Below are 13626 nucleotides of genomic sequence, written 5' to 3' on the forward strand. Positions count from 1 at the left end.
AGGCTGCGCGACGCCGCCAGTCTGGAGCGCCTGATCCTGGTGCTGTCGGTGGCGACCTTGCTGCTCGTCTCCGAAGGTATCGAGGTGGTGCAGCGTGGGGATCGACGACACGTCGATCCCCACTGGCGGCGGGCGCTGAGCTACCTCAAGATCGGTCTCCGGGCGGTTCATTACGCGCTGAGCCGTGGTCAGGCAATCTTCTCTCACCTGACGCTCCAGGGCGGGCCTGACCCTGAGCCACCAGGTCAGCGGAAACGCCTTCATGCCCCTCCTCAAACCACCCTTGAAGTCGGCTGGCAACTCGTTTTTCGTCCGCTCTCATAAAATTTGTCAGGCCGCCAGGCATCAATACTCCTGTGGTGTCTCAAAGGAAGGGCTGGGTGGTGAGCGAACTTTACTCGTTGATAGAAGCTCAGGTCTTGGATGATCAAACTGCGGCCAGTTTAAATGCTCTTCTCAACATCTGAACCATTCCCGTCCCCACTCAGAGCCTCCATCAACTCCAGCGCGTACTGCACCCCAGTTTCAAAGTCGCGGCGCAAGACATTTTCATTGGGGGCGTGGACGCGGCCCGCCACGTTGCCGATCCCCAGGGCGATCACGGGCGCACCGACGTGCTGCATGAAGGGGGACATGGGACCGCTGCCGCCGCTGCTGGGGTGCAGGATGGCGTCCTGGCCGTAGACCTCTCTCGCCACGCGCACGGCAGTCTGCACGAAGGGGTCACTCAGGTCACTGCGGGCCGGGTGCTGGTGGCTCTCCAGTTCGACAATTGCTACATCCTGCAAGTTCTGGGCGTCCAGATGGGCGCGCAGCAGTTCCACGATCCTGTCGGGGTGCTGGTCCGGCACCAGGCGAAAATCGATCTTGACGAAGCCCTCGGCGGGCAACACGGTCTTACTGCCGCCGTCCGCGTAGCCACCATGAAAGCCGTTGACGTTCAGGACGGGCATCAGGTTGGTGCGGGTGTTGAAGTCCTCCGGCGTTCCCAGGCGGCGCGTGACCTCGTAGGCGTCGTACAGCGACTCTCCCTGGCCGGGAATGCTGGCGATGGCCTCGCGGTCCGCCCCGGAGGTTTCGCGCACATCGTCGTGAAAACCGGGAATGGTCACGCGCCCGGTCCCGTCGCGCAGGCTGGCCACCGCTTTGGCCAGCCGCCACAGCGGGTTGTCCACCACCGCCCCGGTGCTGCTGTGCAGGTCACTGGCCGCCACCCGGCAGCGCAATTCCAGACACACGACGCCCTTGAGACCCGCGTACAGGATGGGCCGCCCCTCCGGCGTCACGCTGCCGAATTCCCACCACACGCCGTCGGCCTTCAGTTCGGCGGCGTGGTCTCGCACAAAGGCTTCGAGGCTGGGGCTGCCCACCTCCTCCTCGCCTTCCAGCAGCCACTTGACCTTGAGGGGGATGGTGCCGCCGTGCCGTTCACGCAGCGCCCGCAATCCGGCCAGCCGCGAGACAAACTCGCCCTTGTCGTCGGATGCGCCGCGCCCGTACAGCCGTCCATCGCGTTCGGTCAGCTCGAAGGGCGGGGTGTCCCACAGGCTCAGTGGGTCTTCGGGCTGCACGTCGTAGTGGTTGTAGATCAGCAGGATGAAGGGACCGTCTCCAGTCTCGGCCACCAGCACGGGGGCCACCTGACCGGGATAGCGGGCCACGCTGAAGCCCTCGGCCTCCAGCAGGGCGCTCACGGCGTCCGCCGTCTCGGGCAACATGCGGCCCTGCGCGGAGACGCTCTGCATCGCCACCAGACCGCGCAGGTCAGACAGACCGCGTTGGATATGGGCGGAGAGGTCAGGGGAACCAGGTGTTGTCATGGGGCCAATCTACTTCTCAAAGCCGTGCGGATGCCCCCTGTGCCAGTTCCAGGCCGTCTGCACGATCTGCTGCAAGTCGGTGAACTGCGGCGCAAAGCCCAGCTCCTGCACGATCCGCGTGGCGTCGGCCACCAGCCGGGGCGGATCGCCTGCGCGGCGGGGAGCGATCTCGCGTTCCAGCGGGGTGCCCACCACAGCGTCCACGGCGTCCAGCACCTGTTTGACGCTGAAGCCGTGGCCTAATCCCACGTTGTAGGTGGCGGCATCGGCCTTTCCGGCGTGCAGCGCCTCCACCGCCAGCACATGCGCGTCGGCCAGATCCTGCACATGCACGTAATCGCGGATACAGGTGCCGTCGGGCGTGTCGTAGTCCTCGCCGAAGATCATCATTTTGTCGCGCTGGCCCAGGGCGGTCATGCAGGCCAGTTCGATCAGGTGCGACTGGCTGGGATGCGCCTCGCCAATGTCCCCGGTGGGAGCCGCGCCGCAGACGTTGAAATAGCGCAGGATCGTGTAGGGCAGGCCGTGCGCCGCACCAAAGGCGTGGATCATGCGTTCGGTCATCAACTTGGTCTCTCCGTACACGCTCTCAGGCTGCATGACGGCGTTCTCGGGAATCGGCACGGCGTCGGTGGTGCCGTAGACGGCGGCAGTGCTGGAAAAGACCAGCGGCACCTTGCGGGTGTCCACGATGGCTTGCAACAGGTTCAGGCTGCCCACTACATTGTTGCGGTAGTAGCGGGCCGGGGCGCGCATGCTCTCGCCCACCTCGATCAGCGCGGCGAAATGGATGATGGCGTCGGGCTTGTAAGCCTCCAGCGCGGCCTTGACGCCGGGGAAATCCAGCAGATCGGCCCGCACCAGCTCCACGTCGTCCGGCAGCGCTGCGGCGTGACCGCTGGAGAGGTTGTCCAGCACCACCACGCCGTGCCCCGCAGCCCGCAACTGCCTGACCGTGTGTGAACCGATATACCCCGCGCCGCCGATCACCAGAAGTTTCATCGGGACTCAGGGTAGCAGGCCAGACCCCGGCACCAACAGAAAACGGGCGGATGAGTCGATGTCATCCGCCCGCCTTTTCACCGATTCTGTCAGTTCATGACGCGGCGCGCGCCGTTGTAGCGGTTGGCCCAGTAGGCGTTGGCGAACAGCGGCTCGATGACGGTCCGGCCCCGGTAGCTATTGGCGTTGGCCATCATGCCGTCGCCCACGTACAGACCGACGTGGCTGGCGGTGCGGCCCATAGTGTTGAAGAACACCAGATCGCCCGAACGCAGATCACGGCGGCTGACCGCGCGGCCCGAGTTCCACTGCCCGGCGGCGGTGCGCGGAAGGCTGACGCCCATGCTCCTGAACACGCTCTGGGTAAAGCTGGAACAGTCTAGACCGTTCCTGCCGCTGCCGCCCAGCGCGTAGCGCACGCCCAGGAAGCGAGCGGCGGCGGTCCGCACGAACGCGCCGCCAGTGTTGGTGGCGGCGGGCGCGGCGGCGCGGACAGGCGCGGAGACGGTGGCCCCCCCGAGATTCAGTTTCTGCCCGACCTGGATGGTGCTGCTGCTCAGACCGTTCAGGCGCATCAACGCGGCGGCGTCCACCCCCGTGGCGCGCGAGATCGCCGACAGCGTGTCACCGCTCTTGACAGTGTAGGCAGAGGCCACAGCAGCAGGGCTGATCAGGGCGGCGAGAGCAAGGGGCAGAAGGAAGCGGGAATAAGTCATCGACTTCAAAAGTTTATCCCAGCTTTATTTATTTGTCCTTAATTCTTGGTCAGAAACTGTCCCGTTATGCGCCTATACGTCGCTTATGCGTTCTGACAACTGCCGAACGGAATGAAAATCCAGCGTCTGGCTCAAGCTTCTCAGACTTCAGCTCATGTTCCCCGGATCAGGAAAAGTGCTGACAGTCACAGCCGGTAAGCGGATTGTAAGATTTATCGCGTCTTCATGTTGCTCATGTACTTCGGGAGTGGGTCTTGAATGACTTCTGGGAATTAGACTGGGGCCATCCGCACCCGGGCGCAGGGTTTCTGCCGGGCACGCCTCCTATACTTGGCCCAGGACAGCGCCGCCCACCCGAGCGCCCGCAAGCCGCCGCCCGATCTGGAGGACCGATGAAGGAACCCATGACCACCGATCAACTCCTGCAAGGTCTCAAACATTACCGCCGCATTGCCCGCCAGGACATGCTGCGTGCCCCCGAAACCCCGTGGCCGGACGCCTTCTTGACGCATGCTGAATGCCGCCGCGAGGTCTACGTGGCGCTGGGCACCTATGCCGAGACGCACGCTCCCGACGACGTGATCACCCACGCCCTGTCGGTCTACGAGACCATCCCGTTTTCCACCGGCACGCCCGAACACGAGTACCCCGATCTCAAGGGCCGCGAGAACGCGCTGGAAAACTTCTTCCTGCTGGTGGGCCTGGACCCCAGGACCCGCCGCGAGGCCCGCAGCCGCCGCCCCAAGCTGGAAGCCGCTGCTGGAAGCTGACGCCACCCGCCGGGCCGCGTTGCAGGCGCTGGAGCTGCGGAACACGGGCTGCGCCGCCTGTCGCCTGCGCCCCGGCTGCGCGGGCGTGGTGGTGGCCGAGGGAGACCCGGACGCCCCACTGGTGATCATCGGCGAGGGGCCGGGGCGTGAGGAAGACCGGCTGGGCCGTCCTTTTGTCGGGCCGGGTGGAGAACTCTTGGACCGCATCCTGGCCTCGGCGGGCATTGAGCGGGAAGAAGCGTACCTGACCAACACCGTCAAATGCCGCGCGCCGGGCAACCGCACCCCCCGGCCCGATGAGGTGGAGACCTGCACGGGGCTGTGGCTGGGCGCGCAACTGGCGCTGCTGCGCCCACGCGTGATTCTGAGCCTGGGCAACGCGGCCACCCAGCACCTGCTGAAGACCGAACGCGGCGTCGCCAGCCTGCGCGGTCAGTGGTTCGGATTCACGCACGGCGACGGGGCGGGGGGCACAGTCGGCGCGCTGCTGATGCCGATGTTTCATCCGGCCTACCTGCTGCGGAACGCCGCCCGCACCCCCGGCAGTCCCAAGGCGCTGACCTGGCGCGACATCCGCGAGGCCGCCGCCGTGCTGCGCGGCCACAAGGAGCCGGGGGAACTGGCCCAGCTCACGCCGCCAGACATGGACGGTCAGCCGGGACTGTTCTGAGGTTTGCCCATTCGAGGTTTGCCCAATCACAGCGCCGCTCATGTCTCAGCGCCGCCCATGCACTGGGCCGCCCATACACCGCGCCGCATACACTATGTCCCATGCCCCATCCTGAATTCGTCGGACTCGTCAATTCTTTGCAGGCCACCGCCGAGGCCGCGCTGGGCGACCTGAACGCCGCCACCGCCAGCGCCGCGCGAGACGGTCTGCTTCAGGAGGGCCGCGCCCGCCAGACCGCCGAACGCAGTTTAAAGCTGCTGACCATGCTGGCCGACAAAACGCGCGGCAACCTCGATTTTGCCGAGGCCGATCTGCTGACCGGGGCGATTTCCAGCCTGCGCGAACGGCTGAGCGGTGGCGCGCAGGGCGACTCATGCGGGCCGTGATTCAGCGCGTCGCCGGCGCCACCTGTACCGTCGCGGGCGAGGTCAGCGGGCAGACCGGGCCGGGACTGCTGGTCCTGCTGGGCGTCGCGCCGGGCGACAGCGCTGAGACCGCGCAGGCGCTGGCTGCCAAGATCGCCAAGCTGCGGATTTTTAATGATCAGGCGGGCAAGATGAACCGCAGCGTCGTGGACACTGGCGGCGGCGTGCTGAGCATCAGCCAGTTCACGCTGTACGCCGATACCCGCGCGGGCAACCGCCCCAGCTTCATCGGCGCGGCCCCTCCCGAACAGGCGCGCGAGCTGTACGGGGCCTTTAACGCCGCCCTGCGCGCCCTGGGACTGACGGTGGGCGAGGGCCGTTTCGGTGAACACATGGTGATCGATCTGAGCAACGACGGCCCGGTCACGATCACGCTGGAGATGAACTGAACAGCCGGGTTAGCTCTCGGTGTCCTCATCGCTGTCGTCGGTCTCCGCTGCCGGGGCCACCGGATTGCGGTTCTTGCCGATCTCGCGCACGCGTCCGCTGAAGCGGCCCTTGATCTCGTCGTACATGGGGTGGGCGCGGATGTCGCCGGGGCGAGACGGTGCATGAGATGGTGCACCAGACGGTGCGGCGCTGGCCTGCGCCGGGTCTCGCAGGGGCGGTGCAACGGGTGCGGGACGCTCCACGGCCAGACTGGCATACGGCGCGTCCGTCAGATCGGGGGGGCCAGCCGGTCCTGCCGCGTCCAGTGGGCTGCCGATGTCGTCCCAGTCGGGTTCCACGTCGATGGCCTCGACGACGTATAGCTCGCGCGAGGCGGCGCGGGCCTCCGCCGGGGCCGCTTCCGGCGGGGGTGGGGGCGCGTCAGCAGCGTGGGCGGCCTGCCAGGGGTCCGGGTGGGGGCTGGGCAGCGGCGCGGGGGCCACGTCGTCCGGGCTGGCGGGGCGGGGCAGGCGGGTTTCGGGGGGGCGCGTCTGGGGACGGGGCGGCGGACCATTTGCGGGCGGCTCCAGCGTCGCCACCGAGGCGGGCCGGGGCGGCAACGCGGTCTGGAGGGGCGTGGCCTGTGCAGATGTGATCGGCGCAGCAGAGGCGGTCGCCTGCGGTCCCGGCCCTTCCGGTTCACGGCTGGCGCGGCGCGGGGCCGGATCGAAGGGGGCGATCTCGATTTCGGCGGCTGGGGCAGCCTGTACGGGTGCGGGGCGTGGAGCCAGCGCAGGCTCGGGCCGGGAAGCCGGGGCCACAGCCCCTGCCGCAGCGCTGCCGCCCAGTCTCTGCTTCTTGTGGGCGTCCACCGTGATCAGCTCGAAGGTCACCGGGCCGAACACCTTGAGGGCCAGCGTGGCGATGTCGTCGAACTTGCTCAGCGCCTGTTTGGCATGGAAGGCATTCTTATCGTCGTAGGTCAGGCTGACGTACCCGGCCTCACCGTGCATCCGCGCGGGCTTTAAAAAGGCCCGGAGCTGCATGCTGGCCGCCCGCACCACATCGGCCCAGTTGCCCTGCTGGGGCGGTGGAGCCTCATCCTGCGCCTGAGCGTCGGTCTGAACCGCAGCCACCGCCTCCCGCACCACTTCACAGGCCGAGACGGGGCCACGGCGCTCCTGGGAAGCTGTTCCTCCGGCTGCGCGCAGGCCCGCCAGCTCTTTTTCCAGGCGGTTCAGGCGCTGCATCAGGTCCGCCGGGACGGCTGCCACACCTCCTCCTGATGCCGCCCCTCCCCCACCGCCACCGTCGACGGCCAGCAGGGCGTGGGTCAGCGCCAACTCCAGACTCTGCCCATCGGCGGAGCGGGCGAAGCGGGCCTCCTGCTCGTCCAGCGCGGCCTGCAATTTGAGAAGACGGGGAACATCTGCGCCGTCCAGCCGCCCCTCCTCGCCCAGCCCCAGCTCGGCGTGCAGGGCCGCGCCCAGCGCCGAAACCAGCCCCTCCACCACCGTGCGGGCCGCGAAGCCGTCGCGGTACAACCTCCCGGCCCCCTGCAAGGCCGCGCCCGCGTCGCCCACCACCAGCGCCGCCGCGATCCCTTTGACACGTTCGCCGGGGGGCAACCCCAGCGCCTCCTCCACCCCGGCCCGCGTGACCGCGCTGCCTGCCGCCAGCATGCGCTCCAGCAGGCTCTCGCCGTCGCGCATCGCGCCGTCGGCCAGCCGCCCGATCAGTTGCAAGGCATCACCGTCGGCGGTCATGCCCTCCTGCGTCGCCAGGCCAGCCAGTTTCCCGGCGATTTCCTCCGGCGTCAGGCGGCGAAACCGGTAGTGCTGGCAGCGCGAGAGGATGGTGGGAATGATCTTTTCCGGCTCGGTGGTGGCCAGGATAAAGATGACGTGGCCGGGCGGCTCCTCCAGCGTTTTCAGCAGGGCGTTGAAGGCCGCCCGCGACATCATGTGCGCCTCGTCCAAAATGTAGATCTTCTTGCCGCCGCGCATGGCCGCCAGGCCCACCAGTTCGCGCAGATCGCGCACGTCGTCCACGCTGTTGTTGCTGGCGGCGTCGATTTCCATCACGTCGGGGTGCGAACCGGCGCGCACGCTCAGGCACGATTCGCACTCTCCGCAGGGCTTCGGAGCCGGGCCGGTGCAGTTGGCAGTCATGGCGATCAGGCGCGCGGTGGTGGTCTTGCCCACGCCGCGCGGCCCGCTGAACAGGTAGGCGTGGCCCACCCGCCCGGCCTCCAGCGCGGCCTTCAGCACGTCCTTGACGTGTTCCTGGCCCACCACCTGATCCCAGTGGATGGGGCGGGCGCGCTGGTAGATGGCGCTCATCGTCGCGTCCTCGGCGTGGTCAGTGGGCCGTGATCCGTGGCGAGCGAGACAGAGAAAAAGACCGATCTATGGACCGCCACACACCCACCACACCCCGCAAACCTCTTCACCCCCTCAGTGTAGGGCGGGGGGGTCCGGTCCGGGGTGAGGGAAGGCGGATTGGAAGGGCTGGCCGCCCATACTCACCGCCAGTGTCCCGTCCTCAATCCGGTCAATCGTGTCCTGCGGATGACTGAGGGATAGCGCCTGCCCAGGCGTCAGCCCCAGCAGAAGCATCCGCAGCAGCCTGCCGATCATCTCGTGGGACACGATCAGCACGTCGCCCGGACCATCAGCGCGGATGCGCTCCAGGGCGCGGGCGGCGCGGGGCGCGGCAGTCTCGTCACTTTCGCCGCCGGGGACGACGGTGCGGTACTTGTCGCGCTTCCTGGCCCCTGCAAGTATAGGAAAGCGGGCCAGCCGCTCAGCCGGGAGCAGGCCTGCCAGTTCGCCCAGCGCATGTGTCCGAATTACAGCATCGGGAAAAGAGACTCCCGATGCTTCCATGCTCCCAAATACTCGGCCAAATTCACTCACTGTCTTGGGCAGGACAGACGCCCATGAGGACGCTTGCCCGCCCGTTCGGTCAAAAGTGGACAACTCTTTTGACAAATGCTCTAGGTCCACTTCGGCCAGCTCGTCCAGCACGGTCAGCGGCACGTCGCGACCCTCCAGCGCCAGGCTTGCCGTCTTTTGAGCGCGGCCCATCGGACTGACGTAGGCGCAGGTCAGGGGCAGGGCGGCCAGTGTGTGGCGGTGCGCCTGAGCCTGTTGAACCCCAAGCTCGGTCAGCGGGGGATCCAGACGGCCCTGGCCCCGGCCCCCGACATTCCAGACGGTCTGGCCGTGACGCAGGAGATAAAGAGCAGGTCCCGAACCGGCTACTCTGCGCCCCCGGCCTTCCGCAGCGGCAGGTACTTGGGCAGCCACGCCCTATCCCGGATCACCGTTTCCAGTTGCTCGTCGGTCATGGTGCGAATCCGGCGCTCGGCGCACACGCCGTCGGTGATGGCCTGCCGCGCCACGTTCACCGCCACGCGGATGCTCAGTTCGCGCAGATCATTGATGGGCGGGTAGACGCGCTCGCCATAGCTCTGGGTACTGTATTGCTCGGTGAAGGCGGCCAGCGTTTTTGCCGAGGCCATCACCATGTTGTCGGTGATCTCGCGGGCGCGGGCGGCCACCGCGCCGAAGCCCAGGCCGGGGAAGATAAAGGCGTTGTTGCCCTGGCCCACCGGGTAGCTCTTGCCGCTGTATTCCACGTCGGGAAAGGGGCTGCCGGAGGCGATGATCGCGCCGCCGTTGGTCCAGCGGATCAGGTCCGCAGGCTGCGCCTCGACGTGGCTGCTGGGGTTGCTGAGCGGAAAGATGATCGGGCGGGGCGTGTGCTCCAGCATGGCCTCCACGCTTTCCTGGCGGAACAGGCCCGGCACCCCCGTAAAGCCCAGCAGCGCGGTGGCGCGGGCGTTGACGATCACCTCGTGCAGCGTGGGGTAGTCGCCCACGGAGGTCCAGCCCGCGACGTCATCCTTGCGGCGCACGAAGCTCATCTGCTGGGCTTCGAGGTCATCCTGCCCTTCCATCAATAGGCCGTGGCGGTCCACCACGAACACGCGTGCGTTGGCCTCGGCGTACCCCAGGCCGTCGGCTTCCAGGCCCTGGCGGAGGGCGGTGGCCACGCCGATGCCCGCCGCGCCCGCGCCCACGATCACAAAAACCTGATCTGACAGGCGCTCGCCCTTGATACGGGCTGCGCTCATCACCCCGGCCAGGGCCATCGCCCCGGTGCCCTGAATGTCGTCGTTGAAGCTGGGGACCACCTTGCGGTAACGCTCCAGCACCCGGAAGGCCGTACCGCGCGAGAAGTCCTCCCACTGGATGATCGCCTTGGGGTAGCGGGCCGAGACCGCCTCCACGAAGCAATCCAGAAATTCGTCGTACTCGGCCCCGGCCAGGCGCTTGTGGTGCACACCCAGGTACAGCGGATCGTCGATCAGGTCCTGGCGGTTGGTGCCCACGTCCAGCTCCACGGGCAGGGTCTTGTCGGGGCCGACACCCCCCGCTGCCGTGTACAGCGAGAGCTTGCCGATGCTGATCGCCATGCCGCCGAAGCCCTGATCCCCGATGCCCAGAATGGCGCTGCTGTCGGTGGCCACGATCATCCGCACGTCGTTGACGGTGATGTTGTCCAGCATGTCCTCCACCCGGTCGATGTCCTGGGTGCTGACCGTGAAGCCGCGCGGGTAGCGGTAGTTGCTGGAGAAGAACTTGACCGCCTCGCCCACCGTGGGGGTGTAGATGATCGGCAGCATCTCTTCCAGGTGGTCTTCCAAGACGCCGAAGAACAGCACCTCGTTGCGGTCCTGCAAGGCGCGCAGGTATTCGTGCTTCTCCAGGTCGTTGATGCAGCGCCCATACCGCCCGTAGGTGCGCTCCTTCTGTTCCTCGAAGCTGCTGGTGTGCGGCGGGATCAGCCCTTCCAGGCCCAGATCACGGCGCTCCTCGGGCGTGAAGGCGGTGGTCTTGTTCAGCAGCGGGTTTTGCAGCAGCGCCAGACCGCTGACCTGCACGTCGATAAACCGGTTGCCCTGTTCATCGCGCTTGACGTCGTAATACCGGGACACAGGAGGGGATTTGGCCATACTGCCCGTCAGCATAGCGGGCCAGAACATCTCCATGCCCGTTTACTTAGAAGTCAAAGTGGTCTGTCGGCCCAGCCGAAGTGGATGATGGGGGTCACAACTGGGAGGGGCGGCCAGCCTCCCAGCGCCGCCGCAACGCCTCAAAGTTGGCGTCGATGCGCGCCTGCGGTAGAACGAACTGCGTGGTGCTCCCGTGCCCGATCTCGTCGCCCAGTTCGGTCATGGCGCGCATGCGGGCGTGGACGCGCCGCCCCTCCTGCCCGGCAAAGGTGGCGGTCACGGTCACGGCCATGCCGGGCAGCGCGGGGCCGCTGTGGATGACCTCCACCTGCGAGCCGATGCCGCCCTCGCCGTCGTCCAGAAAGGGGAGGATGATCTTGCGGCCCGCCTCCTCGAAGTGTCTGGCCATCCAGTACGTGGCGTAGACCGGGTGAACGGCCCCCAGTTCGCCGAAATCCACTGTCATCTCGTCAGTTACGGTCAGGGTCAGGGTCTGGGTGAAGCCGTCGGGAATGGGGCGCATGGTACGCAGGGTAGGGCAAGCCTGCCCGCTAGACTGCCCCCCATGAGGTTCACGCCCGCCGATCTGTTCACCCTGCTGCGCGAATCCGCGCTGGCCTTCAGCCAGGACAAGGCCCCGCGCCTGGCCGCCGCCATTGCGTACTACGCCATCTTCGCCATCGCGCCGCTGCTGTTTTTCGTGCTGGCCGTCGCCAGCGGGCTGCTGGCCAACGCCAACGTGCAGGAGCGCCTGTTCGAATTTCTGGCCCAGAACCTCAACCAGAGCGCGGTGGAATTCGTCAAGGGCATTGTGCCCAAGGACAACCGGCTCCAGCAGTCCACGCTGCTGGCGAGCACCGCAGGCTTCGTGATCCTGTTCATGGGCGCAACCGGGTTGTTCGTGCAGCTTCAGGACGCCCTGAACACGCTGTGGGGGGCAAAACCGGCCACCGGCAACGGCATCCTGAACGTGATCAAGTCCCGGCTGGTGTCGTTTGCGCTGGTGCTGGGCATCGGCGTGATCATCATCGCCTTTCTGATCGGCAATACGTACCTGTCGGCCATCGCCGAGCGACTGGGCGAGACCATTGGGCTGGGGACGCTGTTCGTGCGCCTCGCCACCTTTGCCGTCAGCGCGGGCATCCTGACGGTGGTGTTCGCCGCGCTGTTCAAGACGCTACCCAACGTCAAATTACAGTGGCGCGAGGTCTGGATCGGTTCGGCCATTACCTCGGTGCTGTTCACCATTGGGCAACTCATCATCGGCTTCTATCTGGGCCGCGCCGCGCCGGGCAGCGCCTTTGGGGCCGCCGGATCGCTGGTGGTGTTGCTGCTGTGGATCTACTTTTCCAGCATGGTCTTCTTCTTCGGCGCGGAAGTCACCTGGGTCTACTCGCAGAAGTTCGGCTCGGGGGCGGGCGGTGCGGGAAGCGTGGAAAAGAAGGCCGCGCTGGCAGAAAAGGGCGCGCACATCGACACCGCGCCGACCGCACAGGAGCTAGAGGCCCTGAACAGCGACAAGAAAGGATCACCGCTGCCGGGCCGTCTGGGTCAGATGCTGGACACCGCCAGACTGCCCCGGGTGCTGCCCCGGGTTCCCAGCCGCGCCGAGGGACGGCTGCTGCCCAGCGTACGCGGCACCCTCTGGAACGCCGTGCGTGCCGTGCTGGCCGTCCCTGTCGTGATGGTGCTGCGGCTGCTGGGCTGGACCGGGGGCAAGGGGAAGTAAGCCCGGTCGGCTTTCAGAACGCGGGTTTGACGGGCAACGGTTCGTAAACCTTCTTGCGGCTGCCGTTGCTGAACAGGATGTCGGCGGTGACGTTGATACTGGTGTACACACGGTCTGGCCGGGCACGGACATTCAGGGGCAGCGTGAAGATCAACTGGTTGCCGTTGGGGCGGTAGCGCGTGACCGGGCCGGCACCGGAAGGCCAGCGGTCCAGCGTGTCCAGTTTCAGTTTGCCCGCCGCGTTGCGCTCGCGGTACTCCAGCTCATAGCTGAAGCTGGCGCTGACGGGCTGCGCGCCGTTGGGCACGGTCTCGATCACCAGATCGCACAGGTGGGCGCTTCCGGCCAGCAGACCCGTGCGGACCGCGCCGCTGCCTGCGTCCCGGCAGGTGGTGAAGTACCAGCGGGTGAATTTGGGGGCCGCGCCGCCCGCCGCCGGAGACGTCAACGTGACCTGGGGCGCAGCGGCGCGGGCCGTCAGCGCACCGCAGCCCCGCACCTGCGCCCAGGCCGTGGCAAATCCGTTCGCCGCGAAGGTGTAGGTCAGCGCTTGCCCGCCAGCGGCGCGGTTGACGCGGACCACCAGCCGTTTGCCCGCATTCAGGCCATTCACGATCCGCCGCACCGTTGCCCCGCTCAGCGCCAGCGATTCTGCTTTCACGGCGTCGTTGGGCGTGACCACCGAGGTCAGATCGCCGCCTGGCAAGACAATGGGCGCGTCATCTCCCAGCCGGATCGTCACGGCGGGCATCAGGCCCAGATCGGCGTCTGCGGCGGGGATCAAGGTGTTTTTGGAAGTCAGGGACGCCCACAGATCGGGCACGCCGCCGTCCGCGCAGTTGAGGCGAAACAAGGTCTGGACGCTGCTGTCGTTGATTTCCTGCAAAGTCACGGAACTGGTGTTGACATCGGTGATCGGGTCTTTGGAGACGGAATAGTACGTGTGGGTGCCGGGAACCCTATCCACTGCCCCAGCGCCGGCAGGCAGCACGGCGGCGCAGAGCAGGGCGGTCAGCCGAGGCAGCAAGGGCAGCGTTCTCATCCTGTACTTATTTCACCTTTTCGCTGTCCAGGCAAGCGCCTTCGCGGTTATACCCCAGCG

13 protein-coding genes and 1 pseudogene are annotated in these 13626 nt (G+C 66.9%); 6 read left to right on the top strand and 8 right to left on the bottom strand.

Annotated elements, in window-relative coordinates; genetic code table 11:
- A pseudogene (locus Q322_RS23795) lies at positions 1-324 on the top strand (transposase); the annotation flags it as partial.
- Positions 325-443: 119 nt separating this feature from the next.
- Here the strand turns inward: Q322_RS23795 and Q322_RS0104315 are convergent.
- From Q322_RS0104315 to Q322_RS0104325, 3 genes are all read right to left on the bottom strand, one after another.
- Entirely contained in the window at positions 444-1820 is a 1377-nt protein-coding gene (locus Q322_RS0104315) for a M20/M25/M40 family metallo-hydrolase (RefSeq protein ID WP_051668172.1), read from the bottom strand.
- A gap of 9 nt (positions 1821-1829) precedes the next feature.
- The gene (galE, locus tag Q322_RS0104320; protein WP_029476289.1) at positions 1830-2822 is read right to left on the bottom strand and encodes a UDP-glucose 4-epimerase GalE; all 993 of its coding nucleotides are present in this window, start codon (positions 2820-2822) and stop codon (positions 1830-1832) included.
- A gap of 89 nt (positions 2823-2911) precedes the next feature.
- Entirely contained in the window at positions 2912-3538 is a 627-nt protein-coding gene (locus tag Q322_RS0104325; RefSeq protein WP_029476290.1) for a C40 family peptidase, read from the bottom strand.
- Positions 3539-3930: 392 nt separating this feature from the next.
- On the opposite strand from Q322_RS0104325, the gene Q322_RS0104330 reads away from it, so the two are divergent.
- From Q322_RS0104330 to dtd, 4 genes are all read left to right on the top strand, one after another.
- Positions 3931-4308 (top strand): hypothetical protein, encoded by a 378-nt coding sequence (locus tag Q322_RS0104330; RefSeq protein WP_029476291.1) that lies wholly within the window; start codon positions 3931-3933, stop codon positions 4306-4308.
- A 19-nt stretch (positions 4309-4327) separates the two neighbouring features.
- Positions 4328-4978: a uracil-DNA glycosylase gene (locus Q322_RS0104335; protein WP_245593134.1), complete on the top strand. Its 651-nt coding sequence runs from the start codon at positions 4328-4330 to the stop codon at positions 4976-4978.
- 101 nt (positions 4979-5079) lie between these two features.
- Complete coding sequence (locus Q322_RS0104340) at positions 5080-5364, top strand: DUF1844 domain-containing protein (protein ID WP_034417578.1); 285 nt, start codon at positions 5080-5082, stop codon at positions 5362-5364.
- Complete coding sequence (dtd, locus tag Q322_RS0104345; RefSeq protein ID WP_029476297.1) at positions 5352-5792, top strand: D-aminoacyl-tRNA deacylase; 441 nt, start codon at positions 5352-5354, stop codon at positions 5790-5792. Before Q322_RS0104340 ends, dtd begins: the two co-directional genes overlap by 13 nt.
- A gap of 9 nt (positions 5793-5801) precedes the next feature.
- On the opposite strand, the gene dnaX is transcribed toward dtd, so the two are convergent.
- The 4 genes from dnaX to Q322_RS0104365 form a co-directional block, all read right to left on the bottom strand.
- A complete protein-coding gene (gene dnaX, locus Q322_RS0104350; protein WP_029476299.1) occupies positions 5802-8114 on the bottom strand; it encodes a DNA polymerase III subunit gamma/tau in 2313 nt (770 codons plus the stop codon).
- Between the two features lie 114 nt (positions 8115-8228).
- On the bottom strand, positions 8229-9083 hold the full coding sequence (locus Q322_RS21555; protein WP_084147790.1) for a histidine phosphatase family protein: 855 nt from the start codon (positions 9081-9083) through the stop codon (positions 8229-8231).
- The gene (locus Q322_RS0104360) at positions 9035-10795 is read right to left on the bottom strand and encodes an NAD-dependent malic enzyme (protein WP_029476303.1); all 1761 of its coding nucleotides are present in this window, start codon (positions 10793-10795) and stop codon (positions 9035-9037) included. Before Q322_RS0104360 ends, Q322_RS21555 begins: the two co-directional genes overlap by 49 nt.
- A gap of 94 nt (positions 10796-10889) precedes the next feature.
- On the bottom strand, positions 10890-11318 hold the full coding sequence (locus Q322_RS0104365; RefSeq protein WP_029476305.1) for a thioesterase family protein: 429 nt from the start codon (positions 11316-11318) through the stop codon (positions 10890-10892).
- Between the two features lie 42 nt (positions 11319-11360).
- Here Q322_RS0104365 and Q322_RS0104370 point away from each other — a divergent pair, with 42 nt between their 5' ends.
- The gene (locus tag Q322_RS0104370; RefSeq protein WP_029476307.1) at positions 11361-12524 is read left to right on the top strand and encodes a YihY/virulence factor BrkB family protein; all 1164 of its coding nucleotides are present in this window, start codon (positions 11361-11363) and stop codon (positions 12522-12524) included.
- Positions 12525-12537: 13 nt separating this feature from the next.
- Here the strand turns inward: Q322_RS0104370 and Q322_RS0104375 are convergent, their stop codons facing one another.
- On the bottom strand, positions 12538-13566 hold the full coding sequence (locus Q322_RS0104375) for a hypothetical protein (RefSeq protein ID WP_029476309.1): 1029 nt from the start codon (positions 13564-13566) through the stop codon (positions 12538-12540).
- Positions 13567-13626: the final 60 nt, after the last annotated feature.

This window comes from Deinococcus frigens DSM 12807 (assembly GCF_000701425.1).
Lineage (GTDB): Bacteria > Deinococcota > Deinococci > Deinococcales > Deinococcaceae > Deinococcus > Deinococcus frigens.

Bases quoted from the DNA above. Each gene is read 5' to 3' on its own strand.
- Q322_RS0104375 (WP_029476309.1), bottom strand. From the start codon at position 13,566: ATGAGAACGCTGCCCTTGCTGCCTCGGCTGACCGCCCTGCTCTGCGCC.
- dnaX (WP_029476299.1), bottom strand. From the start codon at position 8,114: ATGAGCGCCATCTACCAGCGCGCCCGCCCCATCCACTGGGATCAGGTG.
- Q322_RS0104365 (WP_029476305.1), bottom strand. From the start codon at position 11,318: ATGCGCCCCATTCCCGACGGCTTCACCCAGACCCTGACCCTGACCGTA.
- galE (WP_029476289.1), bottom strand. From the start codon at position 2,822: ATGAAACTTCTGGTGATCGGCGGCGCGGGGTATATCGGTTCACACACG.
- Q322_RS0104370 (WP_029476307.1), top strand. From the start codon at position 11,361: ATGAGGTTCACGCCCGCCGATCTGTTCACCCTGCTGCGCGAATCCGCG.
- Q322_RS0104360 (WP_029476303.1), bottom strand. From the start codon at position 10,795: ATGGCCAAATCCCCTCCTGTGTCCCGGTATTACGACGTCAAGCGCGAT.
- Q322_RS0104340 (WP_034417578.1), top strand. From the start codon at position 5,080: ATGCCCCATCCTGAATTCGTCGGACTCGTCAATTCTTTGCAGGCCACC.
- Q322_RS0104315 (WP_051668172.1), bottom strand. From the start codon at position 1,820: ATGACAACACCTGGTTCCCCTGACCTCTCCGCCCATATCCAACGCGGT.
- Q322_RS0104325 (WP_029476290.1), bottom strand. From the start codon at position 3,538: ATGACTTATTCCCGCTTCCTTCTGCCCCTTGCTCTCGCCGCCCTGATC.
- Q322_RS0104330 (WP_029476291.1), top strand. From the start codon at position 3,931: ATGAAGGAACCCATGACCACCGATCAACTCCTGCAAGGTCTCAAACAT.
- dtd (WP_029476297.1), top strand. From the start codon at position 5,352: ATGCGGGCCGTGATTCAGCGCGTCGCCGGCGCCACCTGTACCGTCGCG.